Source organism: Dethiothermospora halolimnae (genome assembly GCF_037577855.1).
Taxonomy (GTDB): Bacteria; Bacillota; Clostridia; order Tissierellales; family VENL01; genus Dethiothermospora; species Dethiothermospora halolimnae.
The window spans coordinates 121,383-143,754 of sequence record NZ_JBAKFX010000004.1; the positions used below are offsets into that span (position 1 = coordinate 121,383).

Consider the following 22,372-nt stretch of genomic DNA (forward strand, 5'->3'; position numbering starts at 1 on the left):
TTTTTTTTCTAGGCCCTGAATATATTCAGGGCCTTTTTAACGCCATATAGTTAAAAATAAATTATTATCTCTGAACTTTATGAGAAATGAGACGTGTTAAAAATTACTTTATTTTACTATAAAAATACAGTAGGAATAAATAACCCCTTATCAGCGTATAAGTTAATAAAGAAATATTTAACGAAAAATTAATATTTAACAAAATTCATTAAAAAGAATGTGGTCAAGTTATAGAGTGGTATACAATAAATGGAGATGACAAAAAAATGCTTTTTTAATATTACAAACTCTTGACAATATGTTAATAATATTTTATAATTTTAATAAATTGTTAACACAATGTAACATATGCTCAATTTAACAATAAGTTTAAGAAATTAAATAATTGTTAAAAAAAGGAGGGATATTATAAAGTAAATTATTGTGTAAGCAATGTTAAATCTTTTATAAATCAAAGGGGGATTCTAGAATGAAAAAAAGTAAATGGTTAGTACTATTGTTAGTAGTTACTTTAATAGCTTCATTAACATTAACTGCATGTGGTGGAAATGATGAAGATACTTCTTCAGATGCTAAGATAGAAGACAAAACTGACGATAGTGCAAAGGACCAAGATGAAGATAAGAAAGAAGAGGATACTAACAAGGAAGAAGAGAAAAAAGAGGAAGCTAAGGCACCAGAAGGATTTACAACTGATACAGCTAGCTTATCTAAAGATATATTAGCAAAAGAACAAGTTTTAAGTGTTAATTTAGGGGAAGAACCACCTTGTTTAGATCCTCAAGTAAGTACAGATGGAACTTCAAGTACTATACTTAATGATACATTAGAAGGATTAATTAGAATGGATCATACCGGTGAAGTTAAAAAAGGTTCTGGTATGGCCATAGATTGGACATTAAGTGATGATAAGACAGTGTACACATTTAAGTTAAGAGAAGCTAACTGGTCAGATGGAACTCCAGTAACTGCCCATGATTTTGAATATTCATGGAAGAGAATAATGGACCCAGAACTAGCTTCGGACTACGCATTTATGACATATGATATTAAAAATTCTGAAGCTTTCTATAAAGGAGAAATAACTGATCCATCTCAAATAGGAGTTAAAGCTTTAGATGATCACACTTTAGAAGTAACATTAGGAAAGCCAAATCCAACATTTCTAAGTAAATTACAACATAGTACATTCTTCCCATCAAGAAAGGACATGGTTGAAGAATTAGGAAATAAATATGCATCAGAAGCAGACTTAGTTCCATCAAATGGACCATTTAAAGTTGCAGAGTGGAAACATGAGTCTAAAGTAATTTTAGAGAAAAATCCAGAGTATTGGGATGCAGATTCAGTTATATTAGATAAAATCAATTTCCATATAATTAAAAATTCAAACTCAGTGGTAGGTATGTATAAAACAGGAGAACTTGATTACATAGGTGTACCACAACAGTTTATAGATGAATATATTGATGAATTACAACTTATACCTCAGGCTTTTAGTGTTTATAGAACATTTAATAATGAGCATAAATACTTAAAGAATAAGAAGTTGAGAAATGCATTTGCAAGAGCCATAGACCAAACAAAAATATATGAAACTATGGATAAAGGATTGTCCCAGGCTGCATATGGTTGGGTACCAACTGGAATTGCAGGATATGATGGTAAAACTTTCCGTGAAATAGCAGGAAAAAAATTATTTAAAGATGTAGGAACCGGATACTCCAAAGAAGATCTTGATAAACTATATAATGAGGCGTTAGAAGAGTTGGGTGCTACTACTGAAGAAATAAGTGATGGTTTAAGGGTTATGACTGGTCAAACTGATAGTGCATTAAAATATGTACAAATATACCAGCAAATGCTAGAATCCAATTTAGGTGTTAAGGTTACAATAGAGCAAAACACTTGGAAGGTTAGATTAGATAAGCAAGCTAGTGGTGACTTTGAGATTACCACTGGATCGGGATGGATTGGTGACTACAACGATGCTATGACATTTATGGACTTAATGATGAGTGATAATCCACAAAACAGGGCTAGATGGTCAAATGCTGAATATGATAGATTAGTTCAATCAGCTATGGATACATTTGATGCTAAAAAACGTGTAGATTCAATGATAGAAGCAGAGAAGATATTAATAGATGATATGCCTGTTCATCCATATGAATTTAATGTAAGTAGATTATTAGAAAGACCATACGTTAAGAATATAGTAAGACTTCCACTTCAAGTTACAAGTGGTAAGAAATGGGCTTATATTTTAAAACACTAAAAGATAACTAAGGAGTTTAGTCCCTGTGACTGGGCTCCTTTGTTCTTTAAAGAAGAATGGGTAAAAGCAAAGAATAAAGATTGGAGAATAAAGAGTGAATAGGGAAACCTTCGACTGAAGTCGAAACTACAGAGCTTAATTATGTAGGGACTTAATATTAAAGTTGAACTTATTCTGTGGGGCTAAATATACTCATAATAACTGTAGATCAAAAACATATAACAAAAATGTAATATTTAAGATGACGAATCTTAGATTAGTTGTTTTGGTTAAATACTTAGCTTCGATGAACTTTAATATGAAAATAAGTTATAACATATTACGCAAAATTGACAAATTATTAATAATGCTTTATAATATTATTCAAAATGTTAATAAAATGAAATCAATACTTAATTTAGTTGTAACATTAGGAGGTAATATATGAAGGGGGGGACTAAAAGATATAATAATTAAATATTTTATAAAACAAAGGGGGATTTTATAATGAAAAGAAATAAATGGTTAGTATTGTTATTAGTAGTTACCTTGATAGCTTCATTAACATTAACTGCATGTGGTGGAGGAGATGAAGATACTTCTTCAGATGCTAAAGTAGAAGAGAATATTAATGATAGTGTTGAGGAGCAGGATAAAGAGAAAAAAGATAAAGAAGAGGTTAAGAAAGAGGAAACTGAAGAAGCAAAAGCACCGGAAGGATTTACAACTGATACAGCTAATTTATCCCAAGATATATTAGCAGAAGAACAGGTTTTAAAGGTTAATTTAGGTAGTGAACCACCTTGTTTAGACCCACAATTAAGTACAGACGAATCTTCAAGTACTATACTTAATGATACATTAGAGGGTATAATTAGAATGGATCATACTGGTGAGGTTAAGAAAGGTTCAGGAATGGCTATAGATTGGGAGATAAATGATGATAAAACTGAATATACATTTAAGTTAAGAGATGCACAATGGTCAGATGGCCAGCCAGTAACTGCCCATGATTTTGAATATGCATGGAAGAGAATAATGAGTCCCGAATTAGCTTCGGATTATTCTTTTATGACATATGATATTAAAAATGCTGAGGCATACTTTAAAGGGGAAATAACCGATCCTAATGAAATAGGGGTTAAAGCAGTAGATGACCATACATTAAAGGTAACATTAGGAAAGCCTAACCCAACATTCTTAAGTAAGCTACAACATAGTACTTTCTTCCCTGCAAGAAAAGATATGTATGAAGAGTTTGGAGATAGGTATGCATCAGAAGCTGACTTAGTACCATCATGTGGACCATTTAAAGTATCGGAATGGCAACATGAGTCAAAAATCGTACTTGAAAAGAACCCGGCTTATTGGGATGCAGATTCAGTTATATTAGATAAAATACATTTTTCTATGATTACAAACTCAAACTCTAGAGTTGGGATGTATGAAACTGGAGAACTTGATTATACTGGGGTTCCACAACAATTTATAGATAAATATATGGATGAATTAGAATTAATTACAGATGCATGTACTTACTATAGAACTATTAACACTGATACCAAATATTTAAAAAATAAAAAGCTAAGGAAATCATTGGCTCAAGCTATAGATCAAACTAAAGTTTGGAAAACTATGGATAAAGGGCTAACACCAGCTGCATATGCTTTAATACCTCCAGGAATAGCGGGGTATGGTGGTAAAACATTCCGTGAAATAGCAGGACAAGAATTATATCATGATATAGGTACAGGAGTTTCTAAAGAAGAACTTGATAAGTTATTTAATGAAGCCCTTGAAGAGTTAGGTGCTACTAAAGAGGATTTAAGTGAAGATATTACTTTCTTAACTGGTCAAGCAGATACTTCATTGAAATATGCCCAAATATATCAACAAATGTGGCAAGAAAATTTAGGACTAGATGTAGAAATAGAGCAAAGTACTTTCAAAGTTAGGTTAGATAGGGAAGCTAGTGGTGATTTTACCATCGTATCAGGAGGTTGGATTGGAGATTATAATGATGCTATGACATTTATGGATTTATTTATGAGTGACAACCCACAAAATAGAACTAGATGGTCAAATGCTGAGTATGATAAACTAATAGAAACTGCTATGAATAAATTTGACCAAAAAGAGCGTATAGATGCTATGGTTGAAGCTGAAAAATTACTTATGGATGAGATGCCAATAGATCCATCCTCTTATCGTGTATCTAGATTACTTAAAAGACCGTATGTTAAAAATATAGTAAGACTTCCATTACAGGTTACAAGTGGTAAAAAATGGGCTTATATTTTAAAACACTAAAAAGGAATTAAGGAGTTTAGTCTTTTAGGCTAGGCTCCTTTCTTTATTAAAGAAGAATGGGTAAAATCAAAGAATAGAGAATGGAGAATAAAGAATAGATAAGGAGATTTTACTCCCTTTGGTCGTAAAATTATATTGTGTAGGTACAGGGCATACCATGTTCCTACATAAATTTATGGGATCTCGGATTCCCTGATCTCTTCACAGGAAAAAGAAGCATTAAGTTCATCTTTGTTCCTATAATACGGGCAATTATTTTTAGGGGTTCCAGAAGATTTTATTATGTGATTTAATGTACAAATTCCGTTATCTTCATAAAGACACTTTTCAGAGCAATGTATAGTCAAGGGAATCACTTCCTTTACTAGAGTAAAGATTTAATATTTTAAATTATCAATTAGTCACTGAATTACTTCTGAATCGGTTCTAAATTAACAATGAAATAATTATAAACTAGTTACTGAAATACTTATAAATTAAATATAAACAAATTCTTAAACTAGTTGTTGGGGGATTCGTAATCCCTCAACTTATTTAATATCTTTTATTTTTTATTTTAACCAATAAATTAAAAATTATATATATATTATTTAGTATGATATTATATAAATGTAGGAAAAATATTTTAGAAACATAAAATTAAAAGGAGTGTTTCAATGATTTTTCCTGACTATAAACAAACAGGTATTTTATATCATATTGCACCTATAACTGATTTAGAAAAAATATTAGAGGAAGGTATAGCCTATGATGATAAAACAACATATTTATCTAAATATCTAAGATTTCATAAATATATAGATAGTTTCAAGCCTGATAATGTACCGACTTGGGTAATAAGAAAAAAAGCCCTATTTGCCAGTATGAATTTTGAAGATGATCATAATTTTCATTCCCATAGCGCTATACTGGGAATAAAGATTGATAGAAATAGATGTTGGGTTGCCGATGAAAGCTTAGTTAATCAAGTCTATGAACCATTTATACTTAAGGATATAAAGATGTTTTCCTGCAGTAAAAATTATCTTAATAAAGAAGGTAAAAATACTTTAAAAAAATATTGGAATACATCTTTAAGTTTTAATGAAAATTTAGAAATAAGAAAAGATAAGGAAAATAATTATGATGCTGAAGTAATGATATTTCATAAAATTCCACCTAAGGATATAGAAGTAATATCTATAGTATCAGATCATAAAATAATGGATAAAAATCAATGGATAGAACTTTTTAAAAGGGGGCAATAACCATGAAGATAGGAAAATTACCAAATGATGTTTTAGAAGATATCGTTTTATCAAATATTACAGAAAAAAGAAAAGAAGTACTTTGGGGGGCAGGAGTAGGTGAAGATTGTGCAGTATTAGACTTTGGAAAAGAAGCCTGTGTAATGTCCACTGACCCAATAACAGGTGCTATAAAAAATATAGGCAGCTTAGCTGTACATATATCCTGTAATGATGTGGCATCAAATGGTGCAGAACCCATAGGAGTGCTATTGACAATCCTGGTACCACCTAATACAACTAAAGAGGATATAAGTGAAATAATGTCAGATGCCTCTGATGCTGCCAACTCATTAAATGTATCCATAATAGGTGGGCATACTGAAATAACAGATGCGGTAAATAAAGTAGTAATTTCGGCAACTGTTGTAGGAAAACAATTAAAAGAAAAGATATTAAATCCTAAAAATATTAATATAGGAGATAAGGTTATAATAACTAAAATGGCTGGAATTGAAGGGACATCAATAATAGCCCATGATTTAGAAGAAAAGCTAAAAAATAAGCTAACTAATGAAGAACTTACTGAAGCTAAAAACATGGACAAATATACAAGTGTGGTTAAAGAGGGAAAAATATGTGGAGAGATTGGTGTCGATTATATGCATGATGTGACTGAAGGAGGACTACTGGGGGCTATTTGGGAAACATCAAAGGCTATAGATAGGGGAATAAAGATAAAAAGGGATAGTATACCTGTATCACCAGTAACCAATAAGATATGCAATATTTTCAATATTGATCCATTAAAATTAATATCAAGTGGAAGTATGGTGATAATAGCATCTGAAGAAAAAGTTAAACTTATAACAAAAGGACTATATAACAATAATATAAAATCTACAATAATAGGAGAAGTAATAGATAAGGGTATATTTATGGAAGATAAAGGTTCTTTAAATGAAATATTGCCACCTAAAAGTGATGAGTTATATAAAGTGGTATAAACTGGTTTCTATTCACAAGTCCCCCATTATTAAGTTCTGATTACAAAGTCTATAATCAATTGACATAAAATCAGATAAAATGATATAAATAGATGTAGAGAGATGGCAATTAGGGAAGAGATAGTACAAATTTTTAGGTTTACATAAATCATTTGTATATACTGATTTGTCGTTTCCAAAATGTGTTTTTATAGTAAAATCCAAAATAAAAAAAGGGGGGCATCATGAGAAAAATTTTCATAATCTTAATAGGACTACTTTTACTATTTAACTTAGGCAATACGTCTTGGGCAGAATCTAGTATGTTTCAAACCATATCTATTGATGGACAATCTAGTAGGCTTAGAACAGTGAATGTATTAATAGATGACCAGGAGCTTATATCCGATGTTCCACCTATACTTTATAAGGATAGGACCTTAGTACCCATAAGATTTGTAGCTGAAAAATTAGGTGCACAGGTAAGTTGGAATGGTGAAACCAGCGAGGCTTTAATAGAAACTGAAAGCAAGGAAATAGTACTTAAATTAAACAGTAGTACGGTTAGAGTAAATGGAATAAATAAGAAAATTCCTTACAATGTACCTGCTAAGCTAGTTAATAATGCGAGGACTATGGTCCCTCTTAGATTTGTATCAGAGGAGTTAGGGTGTGAAGTGGGCTGGAACTCCAGCACATATACTGGAATAATAAAGTCTCCAAAGGAAAACGAAGAAGTGACCAAGGTAAAGGATATACACTTTAATAATGATACAAAGGCTATAGAAATAAGCACCACAGGTAGGGTTCAATATAGCGATATAGAACTTGAAAATCCCAGTAGACTAGTCGTTGATATTAAAGATTCTAAACTAGATATTGAAGAGGATAAGGTAAAATATAAAGATGGAATGTTTACTTTAGATGTTGAGGAACATCCAATTGAGACTATAAGAATATCACAATTCTCTAAAGAACCATATATAACTAGGATGGTAATAGACTTAGAAGAAATGAGTGACTACAAAATTAAAGCTATAGAAGATAATGTTTTAAGCATATCTTTTGATGGGGAAAAGTCAGATGAAAAAGATGATGAAGAAGAACAGATAGAAGAAGATCAGGAACAAGAAGAAAATGAAGATACAAAAGGATTTAATATAATAGAAAAAAGGATCAATGGAAAGGAAGCAATAGTTATTGAAAATATAGAAAGTGACGAATATAATCTATTTACATTGGACAAGCCCAAAAGAATAGTATTAGATATTTTCAATGAAGAATTAGACAGTAATCTATATACCTATGATATAGAAACAGATATCATAAAGGGAATAAGAGCATCTCAGTTTGATCCTGATTCCATGTACGATAAGGGCGAAAAAATATTAAGGGTAGTATTTGATATAAAAGAAGATTTAGACTATGATTTAGACATTGAAAAGGACCAAGGGAGAATAGTAGCTTTTATTGGTGACAAGTCCTTTGATGAAATAGAATATACTAATAGTAAAGAATACAATTTTTTAAAACTTAAAACCTTAGGTGAGACCGATCAAGATATTTCCTATGATGCAGCAGATAAACAGATGAATATAGTTATACCTAAGGAAGAGGTGGATATAAAGAATGGTATTTTATCCATAGGTGATGAATATATCGATAATATGGAGGTATATGAAAAGGATGATAACAAAATAATAAAAGTAAACTTTAATAAAAACATATCCTATCAGTTCAGTGTTGGTACCTATGAAATATTGATTGGTTTTAAAGAAGCAAAGGAAGTTGATACTAAATTTTCCGATAAGCTTATAGTAATAGATGCAGGCCACGGTGGACGTGCACCTGGAACAACAGGGCCAATAACAAAAGTGAGGGAAAAGGATTTGAGCTTGAATGTTGCCCTTAAATTAGAGAAGAAACTTAAAAATATGGGATTTAAGACACTAATGACTAGAGATAGTGATGAATATGTGGGTCTATATGATAGAACTGATATGGCAAATGAAAATAATGCCGATGCATTTGTAAGTATACACTTCAATGCCCATCCTAGCAGTGCTATAGCAGGAATTCAAACCCTATATTGTCCATCCTATGAAAGTGATGTTAAGAACTCTGACAATTATCCCTTTGCAGAAACTATACATGAGGCTCTTTTGGAGGGATTGAAAAGAAAAGACATGGATATAATACGAAGACCTGATTTAGTTGTAACAAGGGAAACAGCAATGGTATCAGCCCTTGTGGAACTAGGATTTGTTACTAATCCTCAAGAGGAAAGAATAATAATAACAGATGAGTATCATGAAAAGGCAGCAGAAGCCATAGCAAGTGGATTGGTAAATTACTTTAGTAAGTAAAAGATAAAAATCCTTAAGGATTTTTATCTTTTATTTTTTTGCTTTAAAGGGTATTATGATAATAATGGACTAATAATATGGGAGGTATATTGATGAGTATTTTTTTAGGATATTTGTTTATTTTTATTTCTAGGGTTATGGACGTAACTTTGGGGACCCTTAGAATGTTGATGGTGGTTCAGGGGCAAAAAATATATGCATCTATAATAGGTTTTTTTGAGGTGGGTATATATATATTAGCACTTGGTAAAGTTGTTAATAGCCTTGATAACCCTGGAAATCTTCTTGCCTATGCCTTAGGTTTTGCCAGTGGTAATTATATAGGGATATATATAGAAGAAAAAGTCGCCATGGGAGACTCATTTGTTCAAGTTATAACCAAAAGTGATGCATATGATGTAGTAAATACCCTTAGGGATAAAGGATTTGGAGTTACTGTGACAGAAGGACATGGAAGAGAAGGGAAAAGAAACATATTGAATATGACCGTTAAGAGAAGAAATCTAAAAAAATTACATAATGTAATAGATCAAATGGATAGTGATGCCTTCATAACAGTAAGTAATACTAGAAGAATTAGAGGAGGATATTTTTCTAAAATCAAAAAGAAATAGAAAAAATTTTAAATTATTCATAGTATGGCCCTCTAATTAATATAATTTATAAACGGACAATAAATAGAGGGGGGAAATTAATGAAGGCTAAAAAAATAATAGCAATTTTACTTATGATAGCCTTAAGTGTATCAGTTTATGGTTGCAATGCAATTAAAGACTTAGTTTCAGATGAAGAAGAACCTGATATTGAAATAGTAAGAAGCGATGAAGATCAGGAAGAATCAGAAGAAGAAACAGGTAGTAACATTAGAGATACTATTTTATATTTCCAAAATGAAATGGGATATTTAGTTCCAGTAAAAAAACAAATACCTTGGGAAACAGGTATAGCTAAGGCGGCTCTTAGAAACATGATAGATACCCCAGCTATAAGGGATGATATGAGTACCATAGGGTTAATGCCCCTAATTCCGTCAGGTACAGAGATAAGTGGAATGGCAATAGATGAAGAGAGTGGGCTTTGTAAGGTAAACTTTAACAAAAGTTTTACAGAAACAGTAGATAAGGTTCATGAAGAGAACCTAGTGAAAGGAGTTGTATATACTTTAACGGAGTTCCCATCAATAAGTAAAGTTCAAATTTTAATTGATGGTAAGGAAATGGCAAATTTACAACATGGCACAGAAATAAGCAGTGCAATAAACAGAGAGGATATAAACTTGTTAGAAGCTAATGGTGAAGGGAACAATGATGTAATGGTTTATTATAAGGCTGTATCTAGTTCTGGATATGAACATTATGTCCCTGTTACGGTACAAACAAATAAGGAGAATAATGTAAATACAGTTTTATCACAGTTGTTTAATGGTAAAGTAAATGTTGCAGGACTTTATACTGAAATACCTGAAGGGGTAAGTTTAGGAAATGTAGAAGTAAAAGATGGTATTGCATACATAGATATAACTACCAATAATGAGGAAGTTATAGCTCAACAGGTAACATTTGATAGAATGTCAAGGAATATAGGTTTAACAATAAGTCAATTTAATGATATACTGGGACTTGAATTATCGATAAATGGTAAAACATTACAAGAAGCCGGAATAGAAGGTGAAAGTAGTAATACTATCCCTGTATTTGCCAATGAATATTAAGCAGTCACTATGACTGCTTTTTTCTTTGTCTGAACTCCTTGAATGTATTTATGGTCTCACCAATTCGCTGCCCCCGCACCCTGTACTCTGCACAGAACAAAGAAGGGACAAAGTCCTCTTTGTTCAAATAGTCCTTTTATTAACTAGAAACATTTGTTATTATAAATGGTAGGATAGAGATTTATAATAACAAATAAATATTAATAAGCTATAAGGGGAAAATAAAATTTATAGTTTATATAAAGAGCATGATACATATAACTAAAAAGTAGCTTTGAATCCATTGGAAAGGCATATACAGTTGCTGGGAGATTGGTAACCCTTTGACTGAGATAAAAAATAGCTTTTAAATTCATTTGAAGATTACATCTAGTTGTTGGGGGATTCGTAATCCCTCAACCATTAAAAAAAGATAGGAGAGATATTAATGGATAGAATCAATAATAGAGAATATGAACAACTAAGGGATGTAAAAATAACTAGAAATTATCTTAAACACCCTCAAGGGTCAGTACTTATAGAGATGGGAGAAACTAAAGTAATATGTACGGCCATGATAGAAGATAGGGTACCCCCGTTTTTAAAAGGAAGTAATTCAGGATGGGTAACTGCCGAATACTCTATGTTACCGGCATCAACTATAACAAGAAAAATAAGGGAGTCTAGAAAGGGAAAACTTCAAGGAAGAACCCAAGAAATACAGAGGCTCATAGGTAGAGCTTTAAGATCCGTTATAGACTTAAAAGCCTTAGGAGAAAAGACAGTTTGGTTAGATTGTGATGTGATACAGGCCGATGGAGGAACTAGAACGGCTTCCATAACAGGAGCCTTTGTAGCCTTAGTAGATGCATTACATAAGCTTTATGAAGCTAAACAAATACCCAGTATACCGGTTAAAAACTTTGTAGCAGCAATAAGTGTAGGAGTAGTAAAGGATACTAGACTTTTAGATTTAAATTATCAAGAAGATTCAAATGCTAAAGTAGATATGAATATAGTGATGACCGATAGTAAAGAATTTATTGAGATACAAGGTACTGGAGAAGAGGCACCATTTAGCAGAAATGATCTCAATGAATTATTAAGAATAGCAGAAAAGGGTATAGGAGAATTAATTGAAAAACAAAAAGAGGCTTTAGGAGAAATAAGTGATTTAGTGGGAAAGGTAAAATCAAAGGAGGAAAAGGGGAATAATGAGTAAAGATATAATAGTGTCCAGTGGTAATAAGCATAAAATTGATGAAATAACAAAGATATTAAAAGATTTACCAGTAAATATATTATCTAAAGATGATGTGGGGTTAGAGGATTTTGATGTAGTTGAAGATAAAGATACTTTAGAGGGTAATGCATTAAAAAAGGCTACGGAGATGTGGGAACATGTAGATGGTATAGTAATAGCCGATGATAGCGGATTGTTTGTAGATAGTTTAAAAGGCGATCCCGGGATTTATTCTGCTAGGTACGCAGGAGAGAATGCAAAGGATAAAGATAATAACAAAAAACTTTTAAATGAACTAGATGGGGTAGAACTAGAGGATAGAACTGCAAGTTTTAAAACAGCAATAGCAATAGTTTTAGAAAATGGAGAAACTAAAACCTTAATTGGAGAGTGTAGTGGAAGGATAGGTTTTACTCCAAAGGGGAGTAGTGGTTTTGGGTATGATCCTTTATTTATAGTTGATGGATATAATAAAACATTTGCAGAACTGGGGGAAGAAACAAAAAATAAGATAAGCCATAGGGCAAATGCATTAAAAAAATTAAGAACCTATCTAGAAGATATTATAAAGGATTGATAATATGGATATACTAGTATTTAGTGATACCCATGGCATGTTAAATGATCTAAAAAAAGTAAAAGAAAAAGTGAATAACGTAGATTTAATTATACATTTAGGTGATTATACAAAGGACACTGGGGAAATAAAAAAAATATTTAATAAAGAAGTAATATGTGTAAAAGGGAACTGTGATATTTCTGATAATAATACAAAGGAAGAGGAGATATTAACCATAAATGATAAAAGAATATTACTAACCCATGGACATAAATATAAAGTTAAAATGGATATAAATAACATATATTATAGGGGTATAGAGTTGGAAGTAGACTTAGTACTATTCGGACACACCCATTTAGCTCTTAATATTGAAAATAATGGGTTGAAATTATTTAACCCAGGAAGTTTATCATATCCTAGAAATAGAGAAAAGACATTCGGGGTATTAAATATAACTGATAAAATAGGGGCTCAGGTTATAGCAATATAGCCAAAGTCCCTATGGTAACAAATTCCTTAAAAATTTTTTTAGAAATTTGTTGACAATAATATAATCCTCTGCTATAATTTATTATTGTCAGCACGAAGCAAGTGGCGAGACAAAATAATGCGCCTGTAGCTCAGTAGGATAGAGCAACGGACTTCTAATCCGTGTGTCAGGGGTTCGAATCCTCTCAGGCGCGCCATTTAAAAAATATTGTGGTGGGTATAGCTCAGTTGGTTAGAGCGCCAGATTGTGGCTCTGGAGGTCATGGGTTCGACTCCCATTATTCACCCCATTAACTTCACTAACGTGAAGAATTGTGAATTGATAATTGTAAATTGTTAATAAAAAGAGTGGAGGGTTTAGGTTTAACTTAGAACCCATCGTATAATTAACAATTAAAGAATTAACAATTCTGACGATAGTCAGCACTTGACCCATTAGCTCAGTTGGCATAAGCAGGGGACCAAAATCACGCTTTTGATTTTGTGTACATCGCTTAGTTATCGATCATTGAGTTATGTTAAAGGTATAAATTATGTAGCCAAATAAAATATAATATGACCCATTAGCTCAGTTGGCAGAGCATCTGACTTTTAATCAGGGTGTCCGGCGTTCGAGTCGCCGATGGGTCACCATTTTCAAATAATAAATATGTGCAGGTGTGGCGGAATTGGCAGACGCGCTAGACTTAGGATCTAGTATCTTATGATGTGGGGGTTCGACTCCCTTCACCTGTACCAATAAATGCAATTGTGAATTGACAATTAAAAATTAACAATTCTGTCTGGAAGACAGCATGTGCGGAAGTGGCTCAGTGGTATAAGCAGAGAACCCAAATCTTCTTTTCGATTTGGTGTGAATCGCTTAGTTAGGAAAACTTGAGGGCTTGCCGTTAAATTGGATAGTGATTGAAAGTAAAGGATATGTGCGGAAGTGGCTCAGTGGTAGAGCATCGCCTTGCCAAGGCGAGGGTCGCGAGTTCGAATCTCGTCTTCCGCTCCAAATATGACCCATTAGCTCAGTTGGCAGAGCATCTGACTTTTAATCAGGGTGTCCGGCGTTCGAGTCGCCGATGGGTCACCATTTTCAAATGATAAATATGTGCAGGCGTGGCGGAATTGGCAGACGCGCTAGACTTAGGATCTAGTATCTTATGATGTGGGGGTTCGACTCCCTTCGCCTGTACCACTATTTTAATTTACAAAGAATTATAAATTGTGAGTTTTAATTATAAATTGAGAAGAGAGAAATTATCTGATAGGAAGTTGACTTTATGGGGTTAACTTTTTTTAGTATATAATAACAAACAATTTATGTAGGGTCTGAATATATTCAGACCGACTTTAAAGTCATGCAGTATAGGTCGACAATATAACTTCTCTAATGAAAATAATTTAAAATTTATAATTTACAATTTAAAATTGAATTTATCCTGCGCCCTTAGCTCAGTTGGATAGAGTGGCTGACTTCGAATCAGTTTGTCCCGGGTTCGAATCCTGGAGGGCGTGCCATATCAAACCTCTGTAATCTCAATGATTACAGAGGTTTTTATTTTACTTAAATTTAGTTTAAATAATGTTAATTGGGGACAATTTGGGGACACTCAGAGAAAAAATCATTTTTTCACTTAATTTCATCCTTAAACATAACATCATTATTTTTTTTAGCCCTTTTCTTTTTATAAATTTAGAAAACCAAGATGAAGGAGTGGTTGGGTGCATAGGCTTACCATTCCACTGAGTTAGTATAAAACCGTCACCTTCCCATAAGTCTCCACATTTCAATCTTTTTTCTTTTTCTTCAATCTCATGTATTTTTAAAAGTCTAATAATTGGAGCAGGTAGAGAGATAATTCTTTTAGAACTTTCAGTTTTAGGTTCTTTAATAAAAGTGCCTTCTCCAGGAATATATTGATGAGATTGTTCTATCTTGATATAGCTATCTTCAAAATTGACACTATCCCATTTAAGACCTGTTAATTCACCTAGTCTGAGTCCAGCAGTTATTGTTAGCATTATGGCTAATTTATATTTTGTCTTTTCATGTTCTAAAGCACTGATTAATTCTTTAATTTCATTTTCATCATAATATCCAGCTTCTTTTTTCTTAATTTTAGGTGGATCAACTTTTGATATTGGATTTTCAGATATAAGCTCCCACTTAACAGCATCATTGAACATCTTTCTTAGTAATCTATGGTAATGCATAATGGTGCTATTTGATACCTTCCCCTTGGATCTATCTTTTCTTATACCATCTTGTTGTAAATGTTTATAAAAGTCTAATATATGAATTGGTCTTATTTTGATACTTTCATTTTCCAAAATACAGGGAGTATTCTTAAATCTAATAACCTTTTATATTCATAGGTAGTTTTGGGTGCCAAATTAGGTTTTGCATAATTTTCTAACCATTTATGGGTGAAAGTATTAAACCTAACTTTAGTGGGTTCAATAAAATTGTCACCCTCTATTTTTGCTACAAATTTGGCAAGTTCTTTTTTAGCTAAAGTTTTCTTTTTATAATGAACTTTCTTAGTATATTTTTTTCTTTTACCGTTAGGGCCATAACCTCCAGATACTACGAGTCTATATGAATTTTTACCTCTTTTCTCTATTGAACCGGCCATAATTATCACTCCTTTTGGGTAAATTCGTAATTTATGTGTATGACCCATCTGACAACTCTATAAAGAAATGTGATGAAATTCTATTCGATGCTTATCCAAATCAAGTTGTAGATTTTGATATAAGCATTGATGGTGAGTATTTTGTCAAATTGACAAAGCATAGACTCGAAACCAACAACAGGGTGGTTACTACCTATGAGTGAAGAACTGCAACTTATTATAGAAGCAGCAATGACACAGGCACATATCATACAGGACATACTAGAGTAGAAGAGATGACTGATAGTTACGAGGGTACAGTATCCGGTGAAAAGATTAGAATTACATTCAGTAAAGAAACCCCCAATATTTATTTTGAAGCTGTTAATATTATAGACGATACTGTAGCAGGTTCAAAAATTTATTCCTATTCTTTATCAAGTAACACTGAGTCTCTTGTTAATGATTATGTAGTTTCAACTTATCACGATAATGATATCGAGTTTGACAAACAAACAGATATATACTCATTAAAGGGTAATCGAATACTGGGATATTCAAGAAATGTACATTTCTCTAAAAAGATGGCTTATATATTTAATCCTTCTGATGGAACTTTATCATCCTATGATATATGCGATACTCACAATTTATATAATCTATCTGATGACGGGGTATATATAGCCGATTCAGAAGGCTATTATGCCAATACGCCAGCTATTAATGACTCAGTCTATAAACTGAAAACATATGGAACTATACAACAGATTCCTTTAAAAAATCCATTGGGTTTAGAAGATGCGGGTGTTGTGTATGGAGCGACGTTTGCCAATAATGGCAATGATTATTTCAGAATTAACGGCAGGGTTCCATTTTTTGATATATACAGATTAAGTGCAGATAAAAGTTGCTTTAATAAAATTCCATATTCCGAGGGAGATGGAGAAAAAGCTAACTATGTTGACTCCATCAATGGAACAATATTCATAGCATTAGATTATGACCCGTATCTTAAAGTATTAAAGCCGTAATATATTATATGGTAGGAGGGATATTGTGAAGATAATATTAGAAAGAAACAAAGCCAAGAAAAGAAAATTGCCAAAGCTAACATTCCTTCAAGATGGGGTAAGTATGGTTGAATTTCTTATTATTATCTATGTTATACCCTTTGTACTTATAACATTAGTGGCAATAGGACAATCTTTATTAACAGGCCAAGAGGTACCATCTACAGTTATAGACCTGCTTAAAATGAATATTCCAGTTATAACATCACTTACAGCAGTTTACACTGGAGGGAAAGCCTATGTTGAAGGTAAGATGGCGAAGGATATAAAGAAGGATGATTATATTGATAATCCTGAAGATATGATGTAGGAGGTATATTATGTTATTTCTAGTTAGAAAAGAAGATTTATATAAATGTCGATATACTTCTCCATATGGTCCAAGGTGGTGGAGTTACTAAAGGATATGGATACTATATAGTCGCTAAATACGATAACGGTCTGTATTCCCTATATGGACATTTAAAACAGTTATCTAAGTATAGAGTAGGATAGAGTTAAGAAAGGACAGATAATAGTTTATAGTGGAAATACGGGACATACTACAGGACCACACGTTCATCTTGAAATACACGAAAATGAATTTAACTTTAGAAGTCAAGTAGCTAGAAAAGGATATGATAGTGCAGTGGATCCAGTGAAATATTATCCGGAACTTAAACCTTACTTAAATAAAAATATAGGTAGTTTAGATATATCTGAAAAGGAGGATGATATCGTGGAGTTTGAACATGGATGGCAAAAGGATTTACTTATTAAAACTATAAAGAAATTTAAAAGCAAAGGCACATTAAATAATGCTGATATGTGGTTAGAAAAAGCTAAGAATAACACTTTAACAAATGCAGAGTTAAGTTTGTTAGCTTTAGTCATGGCAGATAGAGATTAAAAAAATAGGAGGTAATTGTTTTATGGATGGTAAATTATTCATGCAGATAGTTTTAGGAGTTATTACAATATTGGGGGCTATAGTTACATATATAGTGGTTTAAAGGAGAAAAGGACATATAAGTGGATTGTTAGATCAGTATATGCTGCAGAACAGATTTTCCAAGGTAGTAACTTAGGAGAAAAGAAAAAAGAATATGTTTTAAGTTTCTTAAGGAGTAAAGGAATAAAAATAAATGAAGAACAATTAAATATTCTTATAGAAGCAGCAGTTGGAAAAATAAATTTATCTAAAGTAGAAGGCTAGGGGGTTTCCCCCTGGTCTTTTTTTAATAACATCAAGTGAAGACATAAGGAGCTGATACATTGTTTAAAACTATAAAAAAAGCTAAGAATGGAGACCAAGATGCACTACTATTTTTGATAAATAAATTTAAGCCTTTAATAAAAAAGTATTCTAGACAATTGACCTATGAAGAGACAGAAACGGATTTAGTGATATGTTTTATAGAAAAAATAAAAAAGTTTAATTTAAATAAAATTAAAAATAAAAATGATGCCATGATTATTAGTTATATACATTACTTTATGGAATGGAGCTATTCAAAATATAAAAAATGATGACTGATCAGTCATCATTTTTTATATTTTGAATAACTCCATATACTATAACGCATATACATAATAAAATAATTATATAAGTAAATTTAGCAAAACCATAAAGATTTCCTTCACTATTTCCTAAAAAAAATTCTTTATAATCAATCATCATACCTTCCTTAAATGTAATTATTGGACTTATGAGGATTGTCGGAAAAATTAAACCTCCTATAATAAAATTACTACCTTTTTTCATTTTACCATCTCCTAAAGTATTACTCTTAAAATAAATTTTTAAACGATTTTATAAATAGTAAACAAATATTAGAAAGAGCTTTGGGCGGTATGGATTCTCCCATCAACAGTACAATTCTTTTTAAAGGATAATGCCTGACAAATCAGTTTATCATATGGGTCTTTATTATCAAGATACCCCTTTGCAACATAAACACTAATATATATATTATTACAGTTTTTAAATTAGTTCAATATATTACTGTAAATTAAGATAAATTTTTGAAATTAATAGGTTTACATTTCTTCACTATATACGTTTCTATTAAGTGTAAGACAAAATAAACTGACTAGTGAAAGTAGTTCTAAAAATCAATAATTGGAACTTTGTCTTATATAGAAATATATTAACCGGTTAAAGATTATATAAAAAAAGAAAAAGGGGTGAGTAATAAATGAGAAAAATGTCATATTTGGAATTAGACAACCCAACAACCAAATCATGTGAATTTGAAGTGGGATTTAGTAAACCATTTAACAGAAAATATTATAAACGCTTTAGGATTACAGGTACTTATTATGGCGAATCTACAGATAACGTTAGAAGATATGTATTTGATGAACGGGCAGGAAATTCATCTTCTAGGTATTTTAGAGATGAAATAAATGATGGGATGAGTGCAGGAAGAACATATGAATTATATTTTTATGCTCAGGCTCAAAATGGTAAATGGTATCTAGGTGGTTCAGATGAAATTACTATGAAAACAAAGAATTACAGCAATAATGGGTATTTAACAATTGAGAATATTTATACGAGACCAAGATACAGTAGGAGTTCACCATTTGTTGTAGGAGAAGAAGTTGACTTTGATGTGAAAGTCGAAAATAATTCAGAACATGAAAGTGATAAATATTATGTAAGGGTTAGATCAAGAGATGTAAGCGTAGAGGATATAGGTAGGGAAAATCCATTAAGGGGACATGACGAACAGTCCCAATCTTTAAGTTTAACAGTAGACGAACCTGGAAGACATGAATTGATATTTGAAGTTTTAGATAGAGATGAAGAAACCGTTATAGATAGTAAAACAGAGACATATACATGGCAAGATAAAAGCAGAGATTTAAAAATAACGGGAATTAAGCATAAAGGTGACCTAACTACGGGTAAAGATGAAGAGTTCTTTGTTGATGTAAAAAACTATAGTAGAAGCTTAGAAAGCTCAAATTTTGCAGTTTATGCATATTGTGATGGAAAAGAGGTAGGAGGTGCTCCTTATGAAAGGTCATTAGAATCTGGAGAGTCTAGAACAGTAGCTTTAGATATAAGGATAGACGAACCTGGAAGGTATAGAATACACTTTGTGATTGATATAGATGGGGGTATTGTTGATATAGATTATGATGATTTTGAGTGGGATTATGGTGGCAATCGTGATTATAACTTAAGTGCATCGCAATATGGAAGAAATCAATTGAAACTTAAAGTATCATTTAAGGTTGAACAAGATATTTATCCTGCAGCTCCATTGCAGATGTTAGTGTATTATCCCGGTGATATGGTTCATTCGTCTCCAACTTTCACTAAAACATATACATCTCTTAGAAAAGGGGAGAGAGTTACAGAGTATATTGATGTAGATAGATTTGCAGAACATAGGGTTAAATTAAGTACTTTAGGAGGACGTATATACGACTCAGTAGATGTAATGGTAGGTATTACAGGTACACTAGAAAGTACCAAGCATAAATTTACAAAAGCTGATGTCGACGCAGCCGCTCTAAATGAAATTATTGGTAATGTAACGATAGCTGGAATTTTAGGAATAACTGGCACTGTATTTATAAGCAAAGCGGCGGGAGGAGTTCTTTTTCTAACTGGTCCGTTTATATCAGGTCTAACTAGACGTGCTCGAGGATTAGATATTCATATGTCTAGTGAAATGCCTAAAAAAGATTATTCTATTCAGACTTTTTACTCCCATTCGGAAAACTATTTAAAAGTAAAAGTAAAAATATGGAATCCGAAAGGTGATTTGATAGATGTAGAAGAAAGAAAAGTAGAGCTTTTAACTTTTAAAAGTTACGAGGATAATTTGAACTATTAAAAACCCTTATATCAAAGTTTACCATTATATGATTAAATATAAAACTTAGAAGGATATGATATAAAAAATAGCTTATATAAGCTTTTAAAAGCTTATATAAGCTATTTTCAAACGTTAAATTTGAATTTTATGAAGTGATCGTATATGTTTTTCTACACTTGAATTAAATTCGATAGAAATATTAGAGATGTCTTTTTTTCTTTCCTCATAATTGTGATACATAAACTCGATAGAATTCCATTTAGATAAATAAGATGGTTCATAAGAATCCCAACTTACCTCTTTGAATGAAATGAAACTATAGAATAATCTCAAATTATATCTTGATATTAAGAATATAACATTACATTGATAAGGGCACACTGATGGAAACTTTGGATTTGCACGTAGTTTTAAACTATGAAAAACGATATCTAAATCCGTATATATACTAACTGGATTCCATCTTGGTATGTTTAACTTTGGCCATATTATTGAAGATTCATTTCCCCCATAAATATTGTTTGTGCTAAATTCTTTTTTCACTTTTACAAAAAAATTATTTTTATTTTCATCAACCCACTTTGCAATCGTGTTAATCCCAAATATATCATCATAGTTATTACATTCTGTAACATTTAAATCGAAAATATGATTAAATTTATCTTTATTAAGTGTTTGTATAAGCAATTTTTTTATTTTATGTAAAATTTCTTCAATTTCTTTTTTTGAGATATATGCCTTTGATTGCTCCTTTATTATACTTAATAAATCAAGCTCTTTTTGCTTTTCTAAGTCAAAGTGTTTTTCGTAGTCACTTAAATTTATATTTTTTATTGACTTGGATTGTCAACCCTTTTTAAGACACTTTTTTGTCGGACATTAACATTCTATATTCCACAGGGGTAAGGTAATTTAGTGACCCATGAATCCTGTGATTATTATACCAGTTCACATAATCAAATAATAAATATTCAAGCTCCTCAAAACTATTAAATATTTTGTTAAAAGCAAATTCCGTTTTAACAACTTTAAAGGTAGCTTCTGCTACTGCATTATCATAGGGGCAGCCTTTTTTACTTAAGGAACGGTTGATATTAAATGTAGTTAATAAGCTATCTATAGCCTTATTTTTAAATTCATTACCCCTATCAGTATGTAATATTTCAATATCTTCTAGGGGGCGCTGGACCCTTGTAAATGCTTTATAAACAAGATCTGCATCTTTATTCTTACTAGCAGCATAACCAATGATTTCACGATTATATAGGTCTAATAATATGCATATATAATTCCATTTACCCTTAACATTTACATAGGTTAAATCGCTTACTACTACCTCTAAAGTTTCTTCTCTATCAAACTCTCTATTGACTACATTTTCTGTTTTTTCTTCATTACACTTTGATTTATGAACCTTATATTGCTTAACTGTATAATTAGATACTAACCCATATTTTCTCATAATATGCCCAATTCTTCTCCTAGAAACCTGATATCCCTTTTTATCTAATTCTTTTTTTATTTTTCTAGTGCCGTAATTATTTCTACTATTCTTAAAAATAGTTATAATGTAATTTTCTAGATCACTATCACATTTTTTATCTTTATATTTGTAATAAACAAGACTCCTAGATATATTTAATAATTTACACATGGCGCTGATACTGTACTTATCACTATTAGCCTTGATAATAGCTATTTTCGTCCCATTATCAGCGCCGCTTGCTTTAAAATATCATTCTCCATTTTTAA

20 protein-coding genes, 8 tRNA genes and 2 pseudogenes are annotated in these 22,372 nt (G+C 31.5%); 25 read left to right on the top strand and 5 right to left on the bottom strand.

Annotated elements, in window-relative coordinates:
- Positions 1 to 469 precede the first annotated feature (469 nt).
- From V6137_RS02860 to V6137_RS02945, 18 genes are all read left to right on the top strand, one after another.
- Positions 470 to 2,278, top strand: a complete 1,809-nt coding sequence (locus V6137_RS02860; protein ID WP_425446375.1) for a peptide ABC transporter substrate-binding protein — start codon at positions 470 to 472, stop codon at positions 2,276 to 2,278.
- Positions 2,279 to 2,764: 486 nt separating this feature from the next.
- Positions 2,765 to 4,567, top strand: coding sequence for a peptide ABC transporter substrate-binding protein (locus V6137_RS02865; protein ID WP_425446376.1), 1,803 nt, complete (start codon positions 2,765 to 2,767; stop codon positions 4,565 to 4,567).
- Between the two features lie 656 nt (positions 4,568 to 5,223).
- Complete coding sequence (locus V6137_RS02870; RefSeq protein WP_425446377.1) at positions 5,224 to 5,814, top strand: hypothetical protein; 591 nt, start codon at positions 5,224 to 5,226, stop codon at positions 5,812 to 5,814.
- A 2-nt stretch (positions 5,815 to 5,816) separates the two neighbouring features.
- Positions 5,817 to 6,800, top strand: coding sequence for an AIR synthase family protein (locus V6137_RS02875; protein WP_425446378.1), 984 nt, complete (start codon positions 5,817 to 5,819; stop codon positions 6,798 to 6,800).
- 224 nt (positions 6,801 to 7,024) lie between these two features.
- Complete coding sequence (locus V6137_RS02880; RefSeq protein WP_425446379.1) at positions 7,025 to 9,145, top strand: N-acetylmuramoyl-L-alanine amidase family protein; 2,121 nt, start codon at positions 7,025 to 7,027, stop codon at positions 9,143 to 9,145.
- Positions 9,146 to 9,237: 92 nt separating this feature from the next.
- The gene (locus V6137_RS02885; RefSeq protein WP_425446380.1) at positions 9,238 to 9,759 is read left to right on the top strand and encodes a DUF2179 domain-containing protein; all 522 of its coding nucleotides are present in this window, start codon (positions 9,238 to 9,240) and stop codon (positions 9,757 to 9,759) included.
- An 80-nt stretch (positions 9,760 to 9,839) separates the two neighbouring features.
- Entirely contained in the window at positions 9,840 to 10,856 is a 1,017-nt protein-coding gene (locus V6137_RS02890; protein ID WP_425446381.1) for a GerMN domain-containing protein, read from the top strand.
- 427 nt (positions 10,857 to 11,283) lie between these two features.
- Positions 11,284 to 12,057, top strand: coding sequence for a ribonuclease PH (gene rph / locus V6137_RS02895; protein ID WP_425446382.1), 774 nt, complete (start codon positions 11,284 to 11,286; stop codon positions 12,055 to 12,057).
- Entirely contained in the window at positions 12,050 to 12,655 is a 606-nt protein-coding gene (locus V6137_RS02900) for an XTP/dITP diphosphatase (RefSeq protein ID WP_425446383.1), read from the top strand. The genes rph and V6137_RS02900 overlap by 8 nt, the downstream gene beginning before the upstream one ends.
- 4 nt (positions 12,656 to 12,659) lie before the next feature.
- Positions 12,660 to 13,130, top strand: coding sequence for a metallophosphoesterase (locus tag V6137_RS02905; protein WP_425446384.1), 471 nt, complete (start codon positions 12,660 to 12,662; stop codon positions 13,128 to 13,130).
- 119 nt (positions 13,131 to 13,249) lie between these two features.
- Positions 13,250 to 13,326 (top strand) — tRNA-Arg (locus V6137_RS02910).
- Positions 13,327 to 13,342: 16 nt separating this feature from the next.
- Positions 13,343 to 13,419, top strand: a tRNA-His gene (locus V6137_RS02915).
- A gap of 267 nt (positions 13,420 to 13,686) precedes the next feature.
- A tRNA-Lys gene (locus tag V6137_RS02920) sits at positions 13,687 to 13,762 on the top strand.
- A gap of 20 nt (positions 13,763 to 13,782) precedes the next feature.
- Positions 13,783 to 13,867 (top strand) — tRNA-Leu (locus tag V6137_RS02925).
- Positions 13,868 to 14,054: 187 nt separating this feature from the next.
- Positions 14,055 to 14,129 (top strand) — tRNA-Gly (locus tag V6137_RS02930).
- Positions 14,130 to 14,134: 5 nt separating this feature from the next.
- A tRNA-Lys gene (locus V6137_RS02935) sits at positions 14,135 to 14,210 on the top strand.
- A gap of 20 nt (positions 14,211 to 14,230) precedes the next feature.
- Positions 14,231 to 14,315, top strand: a tRNA-Leu gene (locus tag V6137_RS02940).
- A gap of 246 nt (positions 14,316 to 14,561) precedes the next feature.
- Positions 14,562 to 14,638, top strand: a tRNA-Arg gene (locus V6137_RS02945).
- A 57-nt stretch (positions 14,639 to 14,695) separates the two neighbouring features.
- On the opposite strand, the gene V6137_RS02950 is transcribed toward V6137_RS02945, so the two are convergent.
- Positions 14,696 to 15,451 (bottom strand): tyrosine-type recombinase/integrase, encoded by a 756-nt coding sequence (locus V6137_RS02950; RefSeq protein ID WP_425446385.1) that lies wholly within the window; start codon positions 15,449 to 15,451, stop codon positions 14,696 to 14,698.
- Positions 15,427 to 15,756: a tyrosine-type recombinase/integrase gene (locus V6137_RS02955; RefSeq protein ID WP_425446386.1), complete on the bottom strand. Its 330-nt coding sequence runs from the start codon at positions 15,754 to 15,756 to the stop codon at positions 15,427 to 15,429. The genes V6137_RS02950 and V6137_RS02955 overlap by 25 nt, the downstream gene beginning before the upstream one ends.
- A gap of 275 nt (positions 15,757 to 16,031) precedes the next feature.
- Here V6137_RS02955 and V6137_RS02960 point away from each other — a divergent pair, with 275 nt between their 5' ends.
- From V6137_RS02960 to V6137_RS02985, 6 genes and pseudogenes are all read left to right on the top strand, one after another.
- Positions 16,032 to 16,766 (top strand): hypothetical protein, encoded by a 735-nt coding sequence (locus V6137_RS02960; RefSeq protein WP_425446387.1) that lies wholly within the window; start codon positions 16,032 to 16,034, stop codon positions 16,764 to 16,766.
- 25 nt (positions 16,767 to 16,791) lie between these two features.
- Positions 16,792 to 17,115 (top strand): hypothetical protein, encoded by a 324-nt coding sequence (locus V6137_RS02965; RefSeq protein ID WP_425446388.1) that lies wholly within the window; start codon positions 16,792 to 16,794, stop codon positions 17,113 to 17,115.
- Between the two features lie 192 nt (positions 17,116 to 17,307).
- Positions 17,308 to 17,376: pseudogene (locus V6137_RS02970) on the top strand (hypothetical protein); the annotation flags it as partial.
- Positions 17,377 to 17,433: 57 nt separating this feature from the next.
- Positions 17,434 to 17,694, top strand: coding sequence for a hypothetical protein (locus V6137_RS02975; RefSeq protein ID WP_425446389.1), 261 nt, complete (start codon positions 17,434 to 17,436; stop codon positions 17,692 to 17,694).
- Positions 17,695 to 17,820: 126 nt separating this feature from the next.
- Positions 17,821 to 18,000: a phage holin, LLH family gene (locus tag V6137_RS02980; RefSeq protein WP_483863907.1), complete on the top strand. Its 180-nt coding sequence runs from the start codon at positions 17,821 to 17,823 to the stop codon at positions 17,998 to 18,000.
- Between the two features lie 59 nt (positions 18,001 to 18,059).
- Positions 18,060 to 18,314, top strand: coding sequence for a helix-turn-helix domain-containing protein (locus tag V6137_RS02985; RefSeq protein WP_425446390.1), 255 nt, complete (start codon positions 18,060 to 18,062; stop codon positions 18,312 to 18,314).
- A 7-nt stretch (positions 18,315 to 18,321) separates the two neighbouring features.
- On the opposite strand, the gene V6137_RS02990 is transcribed toward V6137_RS02985, so the two are convergent.
- On the bottom strand, positions 18,322 to 18,549 hold the full coding sequence (locus tag V6137_RS02990) for a hypothetical protein (RefSeq protein ID WP_425446391.1): 228 nt from the start codon (positions 18,547 to 18,549) through the stop codon (positions 18,322 to 18,324).
- Between the two features lie 433 nt (positions 18,550 to 18,982).
- Here V6137_RS02990 and V6137_RS02995 point away from each other — a divergent pair, with 433 nt between their 5' ends.
- Entirely contained in the window at positions 18,983 to 20,638 is a 1,656-nt protein-coding gene (locus tag V6137_RS02995) for a CARDB domain-containing protein (RefSeq protein WP_425446392.1), read from the top strand.
- A 114-nt stretch (positions 20,639 to 20,752) separates the two neighbouring features.
- On the opposite strand, the gene V6137_RS03000 is transcribed toward V6137_RS02995, so the two are convergent.
- Positions 20,753 to 21,307 carry a hypothetical protein gene (locus V6137_RS03000; protein WP_425446393.1) on the bottom strand — a complete coding sequence of 185 codons (555 nt, stop codon included), beginning with the start codon at positions 21,305 to 21,307 and terminating at the stop codon, positions 20,753 to 20,755.
- Between the two features lie 169 nt (positions 21,308 to 21,476).
- Positions 21,477 to 22,372 (bottom strand): annotated as a pseudogene (locus V6137_RS03005) (IS3 family transposase); the annotation flags it as partial.

What these genes read in the sequence shown, in the direction of transcription:
- V6137_RS02860 (WP_425446375.1), top strand. Translation starts at nt 470, where the DNA reads ATGAAAAAAAGTAAATGGTTAGTACTATTGTTAGTAGTTACTTTAATA.
- V6137_RS02865 (WP_425446376.1), top strand. Translation starts at nt 2,765, where the DNA reads ATGAAAAGAAATAAATGGTTAGTATTGTTATTAGTAGTTACCTTGATA.
- V6137_RS02870 (WP_425446377.1), top strand. Translation starts at nt 5,224, where the DNA reads ATGATTTTTCCTGACTATAAACAAACAGGTATTTTATATCATATTGCA.
- V6137_RS02875 (WP_425446378.1), top strand. Translation starts at nt 5,817, where the DNA reads ATGAAGATAGGAAAATTACCAAATGATGTTTTAGAAGATATCGTTTTA.
- V6137_RS02880 (WP_425446379.1), top strand. Translation starts at nt 7,025, where the DNA reads ATGAGAAAAATTTTCATAATCTTAATAGGACTACTTTTACTATTTAAC.
- V6137_RS02885 (WP_425446380.1), top strand. Translation starts at nt 9,238, where the DNA reads ATGAGTATTTTTTTAGGATATTTGTTTATTTTTATTTCTAGGGTTATG.
- V6137_RS02890 (WP_425446381.1), top strand. Translation starts at nt 9,840, where the DNA reads ATGAAGGCTAAAAAAATAATAGCAATTTTACTTATGATAGCCTTAAGT.
- rph (WP_425446382.1), top strand. Translation starts at nt 11,284, where the DNA reads ATGGATAGAATCAATAATAGAGAATATGAACAACTAAGGGATGTAAAA.
- V6137_RS02900 (WP_425446383.1), top strand. Translation starts at nt 12,050, where the DNA reads ATGAGTAAAGATATAATAGTGTCCAGTGGTAATAAGCATAAAATTGAT.
- V6137_RS02905 (WP_425446384.1), top strand. Translation starts at nt 12,660, where the DNA reads ATGGATATACTAGTATTTAGTGATACCCATGGCATGTTAAATGATCTA.
- V6137_RS02955 (WP_425446386.1), bottom strand. Translation starts at nt 15,756, where the DNA reads ATGGCCGGTTCAATAGAGAAAAGAGGTAAAAATTCATATAGACTCGTA.
- V6137_RS02960 (WP_425446387.1), top strand. Translation starts at nt 16,032, where the DNA reads ATGACTGATAGTTACGAGGGTACAGTATCCGGTGAAAAGATTAGAATT.
- V6137_RS02990 (WP_425446391.1), bottom strand. Translation starts at nt 18,549, where the DNA reads ATGAAAAAAGGTAGTAATTTTATTATAGGAGGTTTAATTTTTCCGACA.
- V6137_RS02995 (WP_425446392.1), top strand. Translation starts at nt 18,983, where the DNA reads ATGAGAAAAATGTCATATTTGGAATTAGACAACCCAACAACCAAATCA.